This window comes from Bradyrhizobium sp. WSM1417 (assembly GCF_000515415.1).
Lineage (GTDB): Bacteria > Pseudomonadota > Alphaproteobacteria > Rhizobiales > Xanthobacteraceae > Bradyrhizobium.
The window spans coordinates 3428535-3445288 of record NZ_KI911783.1; the positions used below are offsets into that span (position 1 = coordinate 3428535).

Annotated in this window: 15 protein-coding genes; 12 read left to right on the forward strand and 3 right to left on the reverse strand. The window is 63.8% G+C overall.

Annotated features, from left to right (window positions below; translation table 11 throughout):
• Window positions 1-47: 47 nt before the first annotated feature.
• The 4 genes from BRA1417_RS0116520 to BRA1417_RS0116535 all read left to right on the forward strand — a co-directional run bounded on the left by BRA1417_RS0116520 (window position 48) and on the right by BRA1417_RS0116535 (window position 4906).
• A complete protein-coding gene (locus BRA1417_RS0116520) occupies window positions 48-1772 on the forward strand; it encodes an IlvD/Edd family dehydratase (RefSeq protein WP_035969410.1) in 1725 nt (574 codons plus the stop codon).
• 66 nt (window positions 1773-1838) lie between these two features.
• Window positions 1839-2834: a TRAP transporter substrate-binding protein gene (locus BRA1417_RS0116525; protein WP_027516707.1), complete on the forward strand. Its 996-nt coding sequence runs from the start codon at window positions 1839-1841 to the stop codon at window positions 2832-2834.
• A 153-nt stretch (window positions 2835-2987) separates the two neighbouring features.
• The gene (locus BRA1417_RS0116530) at window positions 2988-3569 is read left to right on the forward strand and encodes a TRAP transporter small permease (RefSeq protein WP_027516708.1); all 582 of its coding nucleotides are present in this window, start codon (window positions 2988-2990) and stop codon (window positions 3567-3569) included.
• Complete coding sequence (locus BRA1417_RS0116535) at window positions 3566-4906, forward strand: TRAP transporter large permease (RefSeq protein WP_027516709.1); 1341 nt, start codon at window positions 3566-3568, stop codon at window positions 4904-4906. Before BRA1417_RS0116530 ends, BRA1417_RS0116535 begins: the two co-directional genes overlap by 4 nt.
• A 17-nt stretch (window positions 4907-4923) precedes the next feature.
• On the opposite strand, the gene BRA1417_RS0116540 is transcribed toward BRA1417_RS0116535, so the two are convergent.
• Window positions 4924-5718 (reverse strand): enoyl-CoA hydratase/isomerase family protein, encoded by a 795-nt coding sequence (locus BRA1417_RS0116540; RefSeq protein ID WP_027516710.1) that lies wholly within the window; start codon window positions 5716-5718, stop codon window positions 4924-4926.
• A 223-nt stretch (window positions 5719-5941) separates the two neighbouring features.
• Here BRA1417_RS0116540 and BRA1417_RS0116545 point away from each other — a divergent pair, with 223 nt between their 5' ends.
• On the forward strand, window positions 5942-7162 hold the full coding sequence (locus BRA1417_RS0116545) for an NAD(P)/FAD-dependent oxidoreductase (RefSeq protein WP_027516711.1): 1221 nt from the start codon (window positions 5942-5944) through the stop codon (window positions 7160-7162).
• On the opposite strand, the gene rbsK is transcribed toward BRA1417_RS0116545, so the two are convergent.
• Together rbsK and BRA1417_RS0116555 are read right to left on the reverse strand one after the other, a co-directional pair.
• Window positions 7163-8080: a ribokinase gene (rbsK, locus tag BRA1417_RS0116550; RefSeq protein WP_027516712.1), complete on the reverse strand. Its 918-nt coding sequence runs from the start codon at window positions 8078-8080 to the stop codon at window positions 7163-7165. It lies immediately after the preceding gene.
• 32 nt (window positions 8081-8112) lie between these two features.
• Window positions 8113-9006 carry a sugar kinase gene (locus BRA1417_RS0116555; RefSeq protein WP_007593904.1) on the reverse strand — a complete coding sequence of 298 codons (894 nt, stop codon included), beginning with the start codon at window positions 9004-9006 and terminating at the stop codon, window positions 8113-8115.
• Window positions 9007-9216: 210 nt separating this feature from the next.
• On the opposite strand from BRA1417_RS0116555, the gene BRA1417_RS0116560 reads away from it, so the two are divergent.
• From BRA1417_RS0116560 to BRA1417_RS0116595, 7 genes are all read left to right on the forward strand, one after another.
• Window positions 9217-10065 (forward strand): VOC family protein, encoded by an 849-nt coding sequence (locus BRA1417_RS0116560; RefSeq protein ID WP_027516713.1) that lies wholly within the window; start codon window positions 9217-9219, stop codon window positions 10063-10065.
• Window positions 10066-10271: 206 nt separating this feature from the next.
• Window positions 10272-10931 carry a TetR/AcrR family transcriptional regulator gene (locus BRA1417_RS0116565; protein WP_027516714.1) on the forward strand — a complete coding sequence of 220 codons (660 nt, stop codon included), beginning with the start codon at window positions 10272-10274 and terminating at the stop codon, window positions 10929-10931.
• Between the two features lie 343 nt (window positions 10932-11274).
• Window positions 11275-12084, forward strand: coding sequence for an ABC transporter permease (locus BRA1417_RS0116575; protein ID WP_007593901.1), 810 nt, complete (start codon window positions 11275-11277; stop codon window positions 12082-12084).
• 63 nt (window positions 12085-12147) lie between these two features.
• Window positions 12148-13140: an ABC transporter substrate-binding protein gene (locus BRA1417_RS0116580; RefSeq protein ID WP_026233291.1), complete on the forward strand. Its 993-nt coding sequence runs from the start codon at window positions 12148-12150 to the stop codon at window positions 13138-13140.
• Between the two features lie 14 nt (window positions 13141-13154).
• Window positions 13155-13985, forward strand: coding sequence for an ABC transporter ATP-binding protein (locus BRA1417_RS0116585; RefSeq protein WP_371260021.1), 831 nt, complete (start codon window positions 13155-13157; stop codon window positions 13983-13985).
• Between the two features lie 216 nt (window positions 13986-14201).
• Window positions 14202-15599: a hypothetical protein gene (locus tag BRA1417_RS0116590; protein WP_027516716.1), complete on the forward strand. Its 1398-nt coding sequence runs from the start codon at window positions 14202-14204 to the stop codon at window positions 15597-15599.
• Window positions 15596-16747 carry a Gfo/Idh/MocA family protein gene (locus BRA1417_RS0116595; protein ID WP_018457058.1) on the forward strand — a complete coding sequence of 384 codons (1152 nt, stop codon included), beginning with the start codon at window positions 15596-15598 and terminating at the stop codon, window positions 16745-16747. The genes BRA1417_RS0116590 and BRA1417_RS0116595 overlap by 4 nt, the downstream gene beginning before the upstream one ends.
• The last annotated feature ends 7 nt before the right edge of the window (window positions 16748-16754 follow it).

A 16754-nucleotide genomic window follows, 5' to 3' on the forward strand; every position in this document is an offset into this window, starting at 1 on the left:
TCAAGGGGCAGGCTGTACGACAATGACCCGGTGATGGGAGTAGTATGATGACGAGTGGGTTGCGCAAAGGGCTGACGAGCTATGGCGATGCCGGCTTCTCGCTGTTCCTGCGCAAGGCGTTCATCAAGGCCATGGGCTATTCCGACGACGCGCTCGAGCGCCCGATCGTCGGCATCACCAACACCTATAGCGACTACAATCCCTGCCACGGCAACGTCCCGCAGATCATCGAGGCCGCGAAGCGCGGCGTGATGCTGTCGGGCGCGATGCCGTTCGTGTTCCCGACCATCTCGATCGCGGAAAGCTTTGCGCATCCGACCTCGATGTATCTGCGCAATCTGATGGCGATGGATACCGAGGAGATGATCCGGGCCCAGCCGATGGATTCGGTGATCGTCATCGGCGGCTGCGACAAGACACTGCCGGCGCAGGTGATGGCCGCAATCAGCGCCGATCTGCCGACGGTGGTCATTCCCGTTGGCCCCATGGTGGTTGGTCATCACAAGGGCGAGGTGCTGGGCGCCTGCACCGATTGCCGCCGTCTCTGGGGCAAGTATCGCGCCGGCGAAATGGATGACGTCGAGATCGAAGCCGTCAACGGCCGTCTCGCGCCGTCGGTCGGCACCTGCATGGTGATGGGCACGGCGTCCACCATGGCCTGCATGATCGAGGCCATGGGCCTGTCGCTGCCGATGAGCGCAACGATTCCCGCCCCGCATGCGGAGCGCTTTCGGCTCGCCGAAGCGAGCGGGAGGGTGGCCGCCGAGATGGCCAAGACCAAAGGTCCGAAGCCGAGCGAGGTGCTGACGCCTGCATCTTTTAGGAATGCCCAGGTCGTGCTCCAGGCGATCGGCGGCTCGACCAACGGCCTGATTCATTTGACCGCGATGGCGCATCGTTCGCCACACCGACTCGACCTCGAGATGTTCGACCAGATCGGCCGCGAGGTGCCCGTGCTGATCGATCTCAAGCCGTCGGGCGAGCATTACATGGAGCATTTCCATCACGCCGGCGGCGTGCCGAAATTGCTGGCGCAGCTTGGCGACCTCGTTGATCTCGATGCGAAGACGATCACGGGCGAGAGCCTGCGCGATATCGCGGCAAACGCGGAAGACGTGCCCGGCCAGGACGCGATCCGCCCGCGCGACAATCCGATCAAGAAGGAAGGCGGCCTCGCCGTCCTGCACGGTAACCTCGCCCCGCGCGGCGCGGTGATCAAGCAATCCGCCGCGAGCCCAAAACTGTTGCAGCACACGGGCCGTGCCGTGGTGTTCGAATCCGTCGAAGACATGACCTTGCGGGTTGACGATCCCGATCTCGACGTCACCGCCGATGACGTGCTGGTGCTGCGCAATGCCGGGCCGAAGGGCGCGCCCGGCATGCCCGAGGCGGGCTATCTGCCGATCCCGAAGAAGCTCGCGCGTGGCGGCACCAAGGACATGGTGCGCATTTCCGATGCGCGAATGAGCGGCACCGCGTTCGGCACCATCGTGCTGCACATCACGCCGGAATCAGCTGTGGGCGGGCCGCTGGCGCTGGTGCAGAACGGCGACATGATCCGCCTCGACGTCGCCAAGCGCAGCATCGAGCTTCTGGTCGATGCGGCCGAGCTGGAACGGCGGCATACGGCATTGAAGCCCGCGGCTGCGCCGGACGAAGCGCGGCGCGGCTATGCCTGGCTGTTCAACGAGACCATCATGCAGGCCGACGAGGGCTGCGATTTCGATTTCATGCAGAGGACTGGGAAGAAGACTGAGCAGAAAACTAAGTAGAGGGTGACCAACCACCCGAACGAACGCTCAGACCGCTAAAGCGGCGAGCGAAAACAGGGGGAAACGATGATTGCACGATCCATGCTTGGGCTGGCGGCAACGGCCGCTGTTCTCTTCGTAACGAGCGCGTCGGCACAGGAGGTGAAGCATTATCGCTTTGCCTACGATCAGCCGCGCAACACCGGCTATTCCATCGCGGGCGACCTCTTTGCCGAAAAGCTCAAGGAATTGAGCAAAGGCACAATGATCATCGATCAATATCCGGGCGCGCAGCTCGGGCAGGAGCCGCAGGTGCTCCAGCTCGTGAAGGCGGGCGACGTCGAATTTGCGATCATCTCCTCGGCCAACACCGCGACGATCTCGCCGCAAGCGGGCGTGATGTCGTTGCACTTCCTGTTCCGCGACGAGAACCATGTGGTCAAAGGTCTGGCCGATCCAAAAGTGTTCGCGGCGCTCAAGACCATGATCGACGAGACCACGCAGGGCCTGCATGTGATCGCGACCGGCTCACAGGGCGTGCGCCACATGTACTCCAAGAAGGAAATCCACAATGTCGGCGACATCAAGGGCCTGAAGATCCGGGTGCAGGCGACTGCGACCGAGGACACCATGTTCCCGGCCTACGGCGCCCAGACCGTGCACATGCCGTTCGGCAGCGTCTACACGAGCTTGCAAACCGGCGTGGTCGACGTCGCCGAGAACAGCATCAACGTCTACCTCGTCAACAAGCATTACGAGGTCGCGCCGGTCCTGAACATCACCGAGCACGAGGCCAACAACGCGCTGGTGTTCATCTCCGACAAGCTCTGGCAGAGCCTGTCGGCCGAGCAGAAAGGCTGGGTGCAGGCGGCGGGGAACGAGGTCAGCTCCAAGGAGCCGCAGAAGGCCTTCGATCTCGAACGCACCGCGGCAGAGAAGCTGAAGAAGATGGGCGTGAAGATCGTCGACAACGTCGACAAGAAGACCTTCACGGCGATCGCCGACCCCTATCTCGACAAGCTCGCCAAGGAGCTCGGCCCGCACGCCGAGAAGATCAAGGATTTGATCCGCTCGATCAACTAGGCCGCTTGCGGAAATGTCCGTGCCTCCACGAGTCGTCCCGGCGAAGGCCGGGACCCATACGCCGCGGCGGAGCTTGGGGCAGGATAGCCGCCAGCTTGCTTTGGCCACACGCAGCTGGGGCTATGGGTCCCGGCCTTCGCCGGGACGATATTAATGGCCATCGCCGAAAAACTGCTGGTGCAACGCCAACGCCACCTCAAATGGCGCGGGCTGGACTGGCTCGAGCTTGCGCTGATGATCCTCTGCGGCGTGCTCTGCTTCGGGTTCTCGCTGTCGGTGACCGCCGACATCGTCACCCGCACCATCGGCCATCCCTGGCTGTGGCTCCAGGAAGTGACCTCGACGCTGTTCATCTACGCGATCTTCGTCGGCACCGCGGCTGCGACCCGGCGCAACGACCACCTCTATCTCACCGCAATCTCCGAGGCGATGCACGGCACGCCGCGTCTGATCGTCGAAATCATCATCCGCATTGTGGTGCTCGGCGTCGCCTTCTGCCTGATCTTGTACGGCTATCAGAACTATCTTCGCGGCTTCGGCAGTTTTCGCCTGCCGTCGGGCACGCCGATCGCCTCGCTCTACGCGATTATTCCGCTCTCCGGCGTGCTGGTCGGCCTGTTCACCATCGAGCAGCTCGTCAACGGCCTGCGCAACGGCTTTGACCATCCCGAGCCGCCCGAAGAGGACGGCGGGGCGCCTGTCATCACCGACGCACAGATGAGGGCGCAGCCGTGAGCGCACCCATTGTTCTGGCGTTGATGACGGTCTGCTTCCTGTCCTTCGGCTATCTCGGCGTGCCCGTGCCGTTCTCGCTGATGGCCGGCGTCTTCATCGGCGCGCTGCTGTCGGACGTCTCGCTCGCCGCGATCATCCAGAAAGTCTTCGACGGCGTCGATTCCGAGGCGCTGCTGGCGATCCCCTTTTTCCTGCTGGTCGGCGAGCTCATGAGCTCGGCCAATGTGGTGGTCCGAATAGCCAACCTCTCGGTGTCCCTCGTTGGTCACATCAGAGGCGGCCTGTCGCAGGTCGTGGTGGTCTTCAGCATGTTCTTCTCGGAAATGTCGGGCTCGACCACCGCCGACGTCGCCGTGATGAGCCGCGCGCTGGGCGGCCCGATGAAGCGCGAGGGCTACGAGCCCGCCTTCATCGCCGCGATCATCGCATCCGCCTCGACGATTGCGGCGCTGGTGCCGCCGAGCATCACCGCGGTGGTCTATGGCGCGGTCGGCAACGTCTCGATCGCCGGCCTGTTCATGGCAGGCGTCGTGCCGGGCCTGATGATCGGCTTCGGGTTGATGATCTATTGCTATTTCTTCGGCCCGTCCGGCCTGCGCAAGCCGCGCGCGCCGCTGCGGCAGGTGGTGTTCGCGGCCGGCGATGCGGCGCTACCGCTGATGATCCCCGTGATTCTGCTCGGCGGCATTCTGACCGGCTGGTTCACGCCGACGGAAGCCGGCGTCGTTGCCGTGGTCTGGATTGTCGTGGTCGTGATCCCCGCGCTCAACCGCGGGCATATCAGGAAGATTCCGTACGATTTCTGCCTTGCGGGCCTGATCTTCTCGCTGCCGCTGATCACGATCGGCGCCGCCAATGCGTTCGGCTGGATGCTCGCCTATCTGCGCGGTGCAAGCTACATCGCCGAAGTCATCACGTCGCTCGCCGGCAACGATCCGCATCTCATCATGCTGCTGATGGTGCTGTTGTTCACGGTCGTCGGTGATTTCATCGAGCCGGTGCCGACCATCATCATCTTCATGCCGCTGGTTAACACGCTGACGGAAGCCGGCGACATCAACGCCGTGCATATGGGCGTGGTGCTGATCGCCACGCTGGCCTTTGGCCTGATCACGCCGCCTTATGGGCTAGTGCTGCTGATGGCCTCGAAATTCGTCGGCGTCAGTTTCGCAAAAGCGCTACGTGCCGCGTTGCCGATCTATCTGGTCTTCCTCGGGACGATCGCGTTCGCGATCTATTTCCCGAGCGTGGTGCTGTGGCTGCCGCGGCAGGTGCTCCCCGAGTCCGTCGGCTGCTTCAAGTCGCCAGCGGGCACAGGCTATATCTGTCCCAAGTAAACCTGCTGGACTGAACGCTACTTGCCCTTGCTGGTGAATTTCTTCACGGCGGTTCGGAACTCCTCCGTGTTCATCGCCATGATGATCTTGTGCTCCTCGGCGTCGAGCTGCTGCTTCACCGGCGTGGTGGCGGCCTGGTAGATCAGCGATTTGGTGCCTGCAATCGCGGCGGGCGGGTTCTGCGCCAGCCGCTCGGCGAGGGTTCGCGTTGCCGCCTTCAACTCGGCGGAGGGAACGACCCTCGCAACCAGGCCCCATTCATGGGCTTGCTGCGCGGTGAAATTGTCCTCGGCGAGGAAAATCTGGAGCGCGCGGCGCGGGCCGACCGTGTTGACGATGCCGACCGTGGAGCCGCCATCCGGCGAGACGCCGATCTTGGCATAGGCTGGCGTGAATTTGGCATCCTCCGCAGCGATGCAGAGGTCGGTGACGAAGGCGAGGCCCATGCCGGCGCCGGCCGCCGAGCCGTGCACGCTCGACAGCGAGATTTTTGGCATGCGCCTGACGATCTCGATGAAGGCATGATAATGCTTCAACAGCTCACCGACGACAGGCGTCACGGTATTGGCCTCGGCCGCGGCACCGATCGTCTGCAGATCACCGCCCGCCGAGAAGGCTCGGCCTTCGCCTTCGAGGACCACGACCCTGATATCGTCGGCGCTCTCAATGTAAGCCGCGAGCTGTTCGAGCTTTTGTGCAATCGCCAGGTTGATCGAATTGAACGCGGCGGGTCGGTTGAGCGTGATGGTCGCGATCGGGCCGTCGATGCGCAGCAAGGCGGGATCGTCGGGTCGTGAGACGGGAGCGGTCATCGGAAATCCCCGGCATGAGGTCGAAGCACGAACTAAATCGCAGAAGGCGAGGGGTGACAATCCCCGCCAGCCGCCCTTGCGCAAGCCGGAACGATAGGCTCAAATGGACCTGCCTTCGTTTAGGGACGGACACGAGCGCCGGCTCCTCCTGGGCAAGCAAGCCAAAATCAGAGAGAGGAGACGACATGGGTGACGCTCGTGTCTTGCGGAAATGGGCTGTCCGATGACGGATGGTCCGGTGGTCATTATCGGTGCCGGCCATGGCGGCTACCAGGTCGCGGCATCGCTGCGTCAGGCGGGCTTTTCAGCTCCCATCTGCCTGGTCAATGACGAGGCGCATCTGCCCTATCAGCGGCCGCCGCTGTCCAAGGCCTATATCAAGGGCGCGGCCGGGCCGGAGAGCCTGATGTTCCGGCCGGAGAAATTCTACCAGGACCAGACCATCGAGCTCGTGGCGGGCCGCGCGGTGTCGATCGACCGCGCGGGGCGCAAGGTGCTGCTCGCCTCGGGCAGGACGCTGGCCTACGGCCACCTCGTGCTGGCGACCGGCGCGCGGAACCGGCTGCTCGATCTGCCCAATGCGAACCTTCCCGACGTGAAATATTTGCGCATCCTCGACGAGAGCGAGGCGCTACGAAAGATCATCCCGTCGAAGACGCGGGTGGTGGTGATCGGGGCCGGCTTCATCGGCCTCGAATTCGCGTCCACCGCGCGCATCAAGGGCCTCGAGGTCGATGTGCTCGAACTCGCCCCGCGCGTGATGGCGCGCGCGGTGACGGCGGAGGTCTCGGAGTATTTTCAGGCGCGGCATCGCGAGGCCGGCATCCGCATTCACCTCGGCGTGCAGGCAACGTCCATCGAGGCTGACGGCGGCAAGGTCACCGGCGTCTCCTTGAGCGACGGAAGGCACCTGCCGGCCGACCTCGTCGTGGTCGGCGTCGGCGTGCTGCCGAATATCGAGCTCGCGGCGGAGGCGGGGCTGCCGGTCGCGGCCGGTATCATCGTCGACGAATATCTCGCGACGGCCGATCCTGATATCTCCGCGATCGGCGATTGCGCGCTGTTCAACAGCCCGCGCTTCGGCGGTTCGCTGCGGGTGGAATCGGTGCAGAATGCCACCGATCACGCGCGCTGCCTCGCGGCGCGGCTGACTGGCGACCGCAAGGCCTATGACAGCCATCCCTGGTTCTGGAGCGACCAGGGCGAGGACAAGCTCCAGATCGCGGGCCTCACCACCGGCTACGACTGCGTCGTGCTGCGCGGCGATCCCGCCAAGAAGGCATTCTCGGCGTTCTGCTACAAGGGCGACAGTCTGCTCGGCATCGAATCGATCAACCGTGCCGGCGACCACATGTTCGGCCGCCGCCTGTTCGGCCTGGATCGCTCGATCACGCCGGAGCAGGCCGCCGATGAAAGTTTCGACCTGAAGGGCGCGTTGGCGTGATCAGTCGGCGTTGAGGACGGCGGCGACTTCCCCGGCCGTCGGCATCGACGGCCCGGCGCCCATGCGCTGCACGGAGATCGAGGCGGCGGCATTGGCGAAGGCGAGGGCGGCGCGCAAGTCGACGCCGTCGGCAAGTTGCGCCGCGAGCGCTCCCACAAAACAATCGCCCGCGCCTGTGGTGTCGATCGCCTTCACCACACGGCCTTGCACCGAAATCTCCTCGCGTCCGGCGAGCGCCAGCACGCCGCGCTTGCCCAGGGTCACACAGATGGTCTGGTCCCCGCGCGCCTGAAGTTTTCGCGCGACCTCGAGGATGCGCGCTGCCTCGTCACCGTCGGACAACTCCACGCCGGCGAGGAGGCCGAGCTCGGTCTCGTTCAGTACGAGAATGTCGACCAGCGCGAGCAATTCGCTCGACATCGCTTGTGCCGGAGCTGGATTGAGCAGGGTCGTAGCGCCGGTGTCGCGAGCCCGCCGGAAGAACGCGGCGATCGTCGGCAGCGGGATCTCGGATTGGCTGACCGCGACATCGCCCTTTGCCAGCGGGACGGCCGCGACGTCGTCGATGCCGACGAGCGCATTGCTGCCGGGAACGACGACGATGGTGTTGTCGGCCTCCGCCACCGTGATGATGGCCGTGCCGGTGTGCGCCTCGGCCGTTTCGCGGATCGCGCCGAGATCGATGCCTTGTGCGCCGAGGAAGGTCCTCAGCTCAGCGCCGAACAAATCCTTACCCAGCCGGCCGATCAGCGTGGTCCGCGCGCCAAGTCGCGACGCCGCCACCGCCTGGTTGGCGCCCTTGCCGCCCGGAAAATACAGCACCTGCTTGCCGGCGACGGTCTCGCCGACCTTCGGATGGCGATCGGCTGTCGCCACGACATCCATGTTGATGCTGCCGGCGACGAAGACCCGCCCCATGAGAAACCTCGGATGAGAGACCTCGGCGAACGCTAGACCCTGACCTCGAACTCGTGCCGGACCTTGGCGATGTCGACAAGCGTCGGCAGGCCGGCTTCGTTGCCAAGACGCTGGATCTTGAAGGTCGAAGCGGCCCGGGCAAAATCAAAATGCTCGCGCCAGCTTTTGCCCGGATGGGCAAGATAGGAATAGACGTAGGCGCCGTGAAAGACGTCGCCGGCGCCGTTGGTGTCGATCACGCGCTCGCGCGGAATCGGCATCGCCGGCATTACCTGCACCGTTCCGGTTTCGTCGTACCAGAGCAGGCCCTTCTCGCCCATGGTGATGCCGCCGATCTTGCAGCCGCGGCTCTTGAGGTAATCCAGCATCTTCTCCGGCGTCAGATCCATTTGCTCGCACAGGCGCTCGGCAACGATGGCGACGTCGATGAATTCCAATAGCTCATGCGTGTTGGTGCGAAGGCCGCCACCGTCGAGCGAGGTCAAGATGCCGGCCTCGCGGCAGACTTTCGCGTAGTGGATCGCGGCATCGGGTTGATGGCCGTCGACATGCAGCGCGCGGCAGCCGCCGAGATTGAGCATCGGGAACGGATGGATGTGGTCGTCGTCGCGGCAGCGGACGATGGCGCGCTTGCCATCCTTCGGCATGATGAAGGACAGCGAGGACTGGTTGACCTTCCGTCCATGCAGCGAGATCGCGTATTTCGCGCACATGTCCATGAACATGCGGCCGAGCCAGTCATTGGCCGCGGTGGCGATGAGATCGGGCACGATGCCGAGCTTGGCGCAGCAGAACGCCGCGGTCACCGCATTGCCGCCAAAGGAAACCGCGTAGTCGGAGGCAACGTGCTTCTCGTCGCCGGTCGGCATGTGGTCGGTGATGAAGACGACGTCGATATACGTCTGTCCGATGAAGAGAGCCTGCATTGCTTGTCCGTGATGCGCTTTGTGGTCCCGGCCGGCGTGCTTACTGTAACACCGGTTCCGCCGCGGGACCGCTGAAATTATTCGCAAAACCGCCGCTCGGAGTGCTTGAGGTCGGCATGCGGCCGGAATACGACCATCACCGGGTAATGCCAAGCCCGGACAAACGCCGTCTCTCGGTCCATGGTTCCGGGCCGGTCAACAGGGGGAAACATGATCACCGGCCTCGATCACGTCGTCGCACTGGTCAGGGATATCGGTGCCGCCAAGGCGGCCTATCAGACGCTGCTCGGGCGCGCGCCGGCCTGGGAGAATTCGGGCGAGGGCGCCGACCGTGTGCTGTTCACTCTTGCGAACATGACGATCGAATTGATGGCGCCGAACGGCTTCAGCGTGGCCGCCGATCGCATGCGCGCGCTGGTGGGCGACCAGGAAGGCGTGCTCGCCAGCCTGTGCTTTCGTGTCGCGGACATGAGCAAAACGCACCGGCGGCTGGAGCGGGTGGCACTCATGCCGGATCCGGTTGCCGAGGTCGAAAGCAGCGACGCGGAGAGCGGCGGGGTCCTGCACTGGAAGCGAACGCGCGCCGCCACGGAGCTCACGCGCGGCGTGCGCATGTTCTTCCTCGAACTGGCTGATGAGCGCCCGCTTTCGAAGACGACTGATATCGGGCCGATCGATGCGCTCGACCACGTCGTGATCACCACCGAGGATTCCGATCGCGCCGCCGCGCTCTATGGCGCGCGGCTCGGGCTCGATCTGGCGCTCGACCGCTCGCACCAGGATTGGGGCCAGCTGATGTTCTTCCGCTGCGGCGATCTCGTCGTCGAACTGGTGCGCCGCCCCGTTGCGGGCGGCGATTCCCTGCATGACCGCCTCTGGGGCCTGAGCTGGCGGGTGACCGACATCGACGCCACGCGCGCCCGCCTGATCGCTAGCGGACTCGACGTCAGCGACGTGCGCAACGGCCGCAAGCCGGGCACGCGGGTGATGACGGTCAGGACCGGCACCTGCGGCATCCAGACGGTCCTGCTGGAGCGCTCGCCGAAGCCGGTGGATTAGGTTAAGTCTCTCCCTCCGTCATTGCGAGCGCAGCCAAGCAATCCAGAATCCCTCCACGGAGACAGTCTGGATTGCTTCGTCGCAAGGGCTCCTCGCAATGACGGCGAGCCCGTGTTACACGGCATCCTGATAGCACCCAGCGAGCACCCGGTTTGGCGAAAGCAGCGGCAAAGCGAACTCTGAAATGGCAGCGCGATCCCGAGGGGATGCGGCTGCGCATTCTCGAAGCCGCCAAGCAGGAATTCTCGGCGCACGGGCTTGCCGGTGCGCGCGTCGACCGCATCGCGGCCAACGCCGGCGCCAACAAGCGGATGCTGTATTATCACGTCGGCAACAAGGATGAGCTCTATCTCGCGGTGCTCGAAGGCGCCTATGACAAGATCCGCAGCGAGGAGCGCGGGCTCGATCTCGAACATCTCGACCCGCCCGAGGCGATCAGGCGCCTGATCGAGTTCACCTGGAATTACTTCCTGCGCAATCCCGAATTCCTGTCGCTGCTCCAGACCGAGAATCTCGCGCGCGCAAAACATTTGAAGCGCTCGACCAAGGTCAAGTCGATGCACTCGCCCTTCGTCGAGATGATCGGCACCGTGGTGCGGCGCGGTGTGTCCGGCGGCGACTTCAAGGTCGCGGTCGATCCTGTCCAGCTCTACATCTCGATCGCGGGGCTGTGCTTCTTCTATCTGTCGAATTCGGCCACCTTGAGCGTGATCTTCGGTCGCGATTTGCTGGCCAAGGACGCCAAGGACGAGCGGCTGGACCACATGGTCGGCCTCGTGCTGGCAGCGCTGACGGGGCAGTCGGCTGCGCTGTTAGCTGTGACGAAGACGCCAAAGTCGCGCGCCGCGGTGGCGCAGACGGTTTAGAACGACTTCATCGTATCGCTGCTTGCGATAATGGAAATTGTGGAGTCGGACTGCTCCCCCAATGTCGTCCTGGCGAAGGCCAGGACCCATACCGCGTGATCCATCGATCGCGCGTGGTGCCAATCCCGAACGACCAGCCTTCGCCAAACTTCACCCTGTGGTTATGGGTCCTAGCCTTCGCCAGGACGACACCGAATGTTTGGAGGGACGGCACGTTCCGCCGCGATCCCCCGCCCAAAAGCCCCGGAACCCCCCGCCCAAAACGTCGCAGGAAAACCGCTGGACAGTATTTACCCAACGGGTTAATTTCTCGCCCAACAAGCAAGACGACCGGGAGTGAGACGTGGCTGAACTGAAGCCGCAGAGTGCGGTGTCCAAGATGCTGAATGCGGCCTGGATCCGGCCGTTTTTGTTCCTGGTGTTCATCGTCGTGGCCTGGGATCTCGCGATCCGGCTGTTCAAGATTCCCGCCTATCAGATCCCGTCACCGGGCGATGTCATTGCGGTGCTGCGCACCGACTGGCCGGAACTGCTGCGCCAGTCCTGGCCGACGACCTATGCCACCGTCTGCGGCTTCGCGCTCTCGGCGCTGTTCGGTATCCCTATTGCGATGCTGATCGCGGGATCCAAGACGGTGGAGAGCTACGTCTATCCGCTGCTGGTGTTCTCGCAATCCGTGCCGAAGATCGCGATCGCGCCGCTGTTCGTGGTGTGGTTCGGCTTCGGCATCATTCCAAAAGTGATCTCGGCGTTCCTGCTTGGGTTTTTCCCGGTGGTGGTCTCCGCCGTGCAAGGCTTCAAATCCGTCGATCCGGATATGGTCGATCTCGCACGCGCCATGCAAGGCAGCCGCTTCCAGGTGTTTTGCGCGGTGAACCTGCCGCATGCGCTGCCCGCGATCTTCTCCGGCCTCAAAGTATCGGTGACGCTCGCCGTGGTCGGTGCCGTCGTCGGCGAGTTCGTCGGCTCCAATTCCGGCATCGGCTATGTGATGCAGCGCTCGATCGGCACCTTCGACCTGCCGACGATGTTCGCGGCGCTCGTGATCCTCGCGTTGCTCGGCGTCATCCTGTTCTGGATCGTGGACCGGATCGAGAAGCTGGTCATTCCCTGGCATGTCAGCCAGCGCGAGGACGTGATTTTCGCCTCTTAACAACAACCAAAGCAACGAACGGCCGCCAACGGCCGACGCAAACAACGACAAGGGAGAGTGACGATGAAGCGGTGGATAGGAGCTGTCTCGGCGGCGCTGATGGTGTTCGCGGCCATGCCGGCGCAAGCAGCCGACAAGGTCGTGCTGATGCTCAACTGGTACGTCTATGGCGAGCACGCGCCGTTCTATTACGGCAAGGCCAAGGGCATTTACGCAGCCGAAGGCATCGACCTCGAGATCCAGGAAGGCCGCGGCTCGGCCGCGACCACGCAGGCGGTGGCCGCCAAGACCGCCGATTTCGGCTATGTCGACGTGCCCACCATGATGCGCGCCGCGATCAAGGGTGCGCCAGTGGTTGCGACTGGCGTTCTGCTCCAGACCAGCCCGATGTCTGCCATGGGTTTCGTCGACAAGAACATCAGGAAGCCCGAGGATATCAAGGGCAAGACGGTCGCGATCACGCCGGCCGATTCCATGACCCAGATCTGGCCGCTGTTCCTGAAGAAGACCGGCCTCAAGGAAAGCGACTTCCAGACGGTGGCGGGCGATGGCCAGACCAAGCTCAACGCGGTCATCAACGGCCAGGCCGATCTCTTGCTCGGCTACGTCATGGACCAGTCGATGAAGATCAAGGACGCCACCGGCAAGGACGTCTACCCGATCAAGTTCGCCGACTACGGCATCAACATGGTCTCCTCCGGCATCATCGCCAACACTGATTATGTGAAGGCCAATGCCGATCTCGTCCGCCGCTTCATGTCGGCCACGACCAAGGCGGTCGAGGCCGCTGAGAAGGAGCCGAAGGCCGCGGCGCAGTCGATCCTCGATGCCAACCCCAAGGGCGGCAAGATCGACACGCTGACGCAAGGATTTGAGCTGACCATTCCGCTCTACCGGACGCCCGAGACCAAGAGCAAGCGGCCGTTCCAGGTCACCGACCAGAACATGACGGACTCGGTCAATCTGATGGTCGAATATGGCGGGCTCGATGCCAAGGCCAAGGAGAACCCGAAGGCGTTCTACACCAACGACTATCTGCCGAAGAGCGGCTCGTGAAACCTGCGACGAACATGAGTGAAACCCTGCAGCCGGCCGCGCATCTGAGACTGGTGAGCGACCGGGCTGCCGGCGATGCGTCGGGCATCAAACTGTCCGGCGTGTCGAAGACCTATCGGACGCGCGACGGCGATGTGCCATCGTTGCGGCCGCTCGACTTCCACATCAATGACGGTGAGTTCTTCGTCGTGGTCGGCCCGTCCGGCTGCGGCAAGTCCACGCTGCTCAAGCTGATCTCGGGACTGCTGCCGCCGACCACGGGCGAGACCCTGGTCGAGGGCGAGAAGGTGACGGCGCCGCATGGCAATGTCGGCATCGTGTTCCAGAACGCGCTGCTGCTGCCATGGCGCAACATCCTGTCCAACGTGATGCTGCCGATCGACATGAAGCGGCTGCCGCGGCAGACATATCTCGACCGCGCCAAGGCACTGTTGAAGCTGGTTGGGCTCGAAGGTTTCGAGAAGAAGCTGCCGTGGCAGCTCTCCGGCGGTATGCAGCAGCGCGCCTCGATTTGCCGCGCCCTGGTGCATGATCCCCGGATCATGCTGATGGACGAGCCGTTCGGCGCGCTCGACGCGTTGACGCGCGAGCGCATGAATGTCGAGCTGATGCGGATCCAGCGCGAGACCAGGAAGACGGTCCTGCTGATCACGCATTCGATCCCCGAGGCCGTGTTCCTCGCCGATCGCGTGCTGGTCATGACCGAGCGGCCCGGCGCGGTCGCCGCGATCTACGACGTGCCGCTGCCGCGGCCCCGTTCGCTGGACGTGATGGCGGACCCGGTTTTCACGGAGCTGGTGCAGCGGATCCGCAAGCACTTCTTCTCGCAAGGGGCGTTGGACTAAAGCAATGCGATTGGTTTCGGCTGCGACCCCGACGGCGCTGCGCTCCCTCCCCCGCCTGCGGGGGAGGGCTGGGGAGAGGGTATCTCAACAACGGGACACTCCCCCAGAGGAGAAAACCCTCACCCGGCGCGTAGCGCCGACCTCTCCCGCAAGCGGGAGAGGTGCACCGCCGGCGTGGCCAAATCGGTCTCCATCAAATTCACATGTGGACGCACCATGTCCCCGCGCCTGAAGCTGCGAGATATCGCGTTCTTCGAACGTCCCGTGCATTTCGCGCGGCCGTTCCGCTTCGGCGCGATCACCATCAATGCGACACCGCAGCTCTACGTGCGGGTCGAGATCGAGGTCGAGGGCAGGGGAAGTGCATTCGGGGCGAGCGCCGAGCTGCTGGTGCCGAAATGGTTCGACAAGCGGCCGGAGCTGTCGCCGGCGCAGACCGTCGATGATTTGCGCCGCTCGCTGGAGATCGCGCGGGGGCTTTATCTCGCGCGAACCGGATTTCTGACGGCATTCGATCTGCATGCATCGTGCGTCGGTGCCCAGGTCGCAACCTGTGCGAAAAAGAACATTCCGGCGCTTGCCGCGGCCTACGGCCCTGCGGAAATCGACAAAGCGATCCTCGACGCGCTGCTCCGTGCCGCCGAGACCAATTTTTTCGACGGCATGGCCGGCAACATCGCCGGCATCGATGCGCGGCTTTCGCCCGACCTGAAGGACACGGATCTCAAGGCGTTTCTATCCGGCCGGAAGCCGCTGGCGCGCGTTGCCATCAGGCATACCGTCGGTCTCGACGACACCGTTGAAGGCCAGGGCGGAGTTGCGGATCCCCACGAGAACTCCGGTGCAAGATACTTCAAGCTGAAGCTGTCGGGGGACCCCGTCGCCGATGCAGCGCGGCTGGCGCGCATTGGCAAGGAGCTCGATGCGCTGGACCGTGACTACAAGGTCACGCTCGATGCCAACGAGCAATATGCCGATTTAGCAGCCTTGCATGAACTCATCGGCCGGCTCGACCATGATCCCGCGCTGCGATCGATTTCATCCAGGCTGCTCTATATCGAGCAGCCGATGCCGCGCGATGTCACGAGGCAGTCGCCGCTCGGCTCGCTCGCGACGCGCGGCTTCATCATCGACGAAGCCGACGATTCCTACGACGCGTTTCCTGCGGCACGGGCGCTTGGGTATCACGGCATCTCCTCGAAATCCTGCAAAGGGCTTTACAAGTCCATCGTCAACGCGACGCGCGCGGCGAAATGGAGCGTGGCCGGCGAAAGATTCTTCGTGACCGGCGAGGACCTGACCTGCCAGGCGGGCCTCGCCGTGCAGCAGGACCTTGCGCTCGGTGCCTTCATCGGCATCACCCATGCCGAACGTAACGGCCACCATTACGTCGATGGCTTCGGTGATACGCCCGCCGCTGAAGCCCATGCCTTCGCGGCCGCGCATCCCGATCTCTATGCGGATGCAGGGCAGGGCATTCGTCTCTCCATTCACAGCGGCGATCTCCTGACGGGATCGCTTCACACGACAGGCTTTGCGACGTCGGTCCATCCGGATTGGTCGGCGCTTCGCCCGCTCGAACAGCCACAATCACTCTGGGAGCAATCGGCATGACCACCCAACGCCTCGGCCTCATCATGAACGGCGTCACCGGCCGCATGGGCCTCAACCAGCATCTGATCCGCTCGATCGTCGCGATTCGCGAGCAGGGCGGCGTCCGCTTGAAGAACGGCGACCGCGTGATGCCGGACCCGATCCTGGTCGGCCGCAGCGCCGAGAAGGTCGAGGGGCTCGCCAAGCGCTACAACATCACGCGCTGGACCACGGATCTCGACGCCGCCCTCGCTGACAAGAACGACACCATGTTCTTCGATGCCGCAACCACGCAGGCGCGCCCCGGGCTGCTGACCCAGGCCATCAATGCCGGCAAGCACGTCTATTGCGAGAAGCCGATCGCGACGAACTTCGAGGCGGCGCTCGAGGTCGTCAAGCTCGCCAATTCCAAGGGCATCAAGCACGGCACGGTGCAGGACAAGCTGTTCCTGCCCGGCCTGAAGAAGATTGCCTTCCTGCGCGACTCCGGCTTCTTCGGCCGCATCCTCTCGGTGCGCGGCGAGTTCGGCTATTGGGTGTTCGAAGGTGGCTGGCAGGAGGCGCAGCGGCCGTCATGGAATTATCGCGACGAGGACGGCGGCGGCATCATCCTCGACATGGTTTGCCACTGGCGCTACGTGCTCGACAATCTCTTCGGCGAGGTCGAGAGCGTGAGCTGCATCGGCAACACCGACATCCCGGAGCGTTTCGACGAGCAGGGCAAGAAGTACAAGGCGACCGCGGACGACTCCGCCTATGCCACGTTCCAGCTCAAGGGCGGCGCCATCGCCCACATCAATATGTCCTGGGTGACGCGCGTCTATCGCGACGATCTCGTCACCTTCCAGGTTGACGGCACACTCGGCTCGGCCGTCGCCGGCCTTTCCGACTGCATGATCCAGGCGCGGCAGGCGACGCCCCGGCCGGTGTGGAATCCCGACGAGAAGCGGCTGCACGATTTCTACGGCGACTGGCAGAAACTGCCTGACAACGTCACCTACGACAACGGCTTCAAGGAGCAGTGGGAGATGTTCATCCGCCACGTCTATGAAGATGCGCCCTACAAGTTCACGCTGCTCGAAGGCGTCAAGGGCGTGCAGCTCGCCGAATGCGCGCTCAAGAGCTGGAAGGAGCGGCGCTGGATCGATGTCGCGCCGATCAAGGTCTGAGGAGGGA

Excerpts from the sequence above, each read along its gene's own strand:
- BRA1417_RS0116520 (WP_035969410.1), top strand. The coding sequence starts at position 48 with ATGACGAGTGGGTTGCGCAAAGGGCTGACGAGCTATGGCGATGCCGGC.
- BRA1417_RS0116525 (WP_027516707.1), top strand. The coding sequence starts at position 1,839 with ATGATTGCACGATCCATGCTTGGGCTGGCGGCAACGGCCGCTGTTCTC.
- BRA1417_RS0116530 (WP_027516708.1), top strand. The coding sequence starts at position 2,988 with ATGGCCATCGCCGAAAAACTGCTGGTGCAACGCCAACGCCACCTCAAA.
- BRA1417_RS0116540 (WP_027516710.1), bottom strand. The coding sequence starts at position 5,718 with ATGACCGCTCCCGTCTCACGACCCGACGATCCCGCCTTGCTGCGCATC.
- BRA1417_RS0116545 (WP_027516711.1), top strand. The coding sequence starts at position 5,942 with ATGACGGATGGTCCGGTGGTCATTATCGGTGCCGGCCATGGCGGCTAC.
- rbsK (WP_027516712.1), bottom strand. The coding sequence starts at position 8,080 with ATGGGGCGGGTCTTCGTCGCCGGCAGCATCAACATGGATGTCGTGGCG.
- BRA1417_RS0116555 (WP_007593904.1), bottom strand. The coding sequence starts at position 9,006 with ATGCAGGCTCTCTTCATCGGACAGACGTATATCGACGTCGTCTTCATC.
- BRA1417_RS0116560 (WP_027516713.1), top strand. The coding sequence starts at position 9,217 with ATGATCACCGGCCTCGATCACGTCGTCGCACTGGTCAGGGATATCGGT.
- BRA1417_RS0116565 (WP_027516714.1), top strand. The coding sequence starts at position 10,272 with ATGCGGCTGCGCATTCTCGAAGCCGCCAAGCAGGAATTCTCGGCGCAC.
- BRA1417_RS0116580 (WP_026233291.1), top strand. The coding sequence starts at position 12,148 with ATGAAGCGGTGGATAGGAGCTGTCTCGGCGGCGCTGATGGTGTTCGCG.
- BRA1417_RS0116585 (WP_371260021.1), top strand. The coding sequence starts at position 13,155 with ATGAGTGAAACCCTGCAGCCGGCCGCGCATCTGAGACTGGTGAGCGAC.
- BRA1417_RS0116590 (WP_027516716.1), top strand. The coding sequence starts at position 14,202 with ATGTCCCCGCGCCTGAAGCTGCGAGATATCGCGTTCTTCGAACGTCCC.
- BRA1417_RS0116595 (WP_018457058.1), top strand. The coding sequence starts at position 15,596 with ATGACCACCCAACGCCTCGGCCTCATCATGAACGGCGTCACCGGCCGC.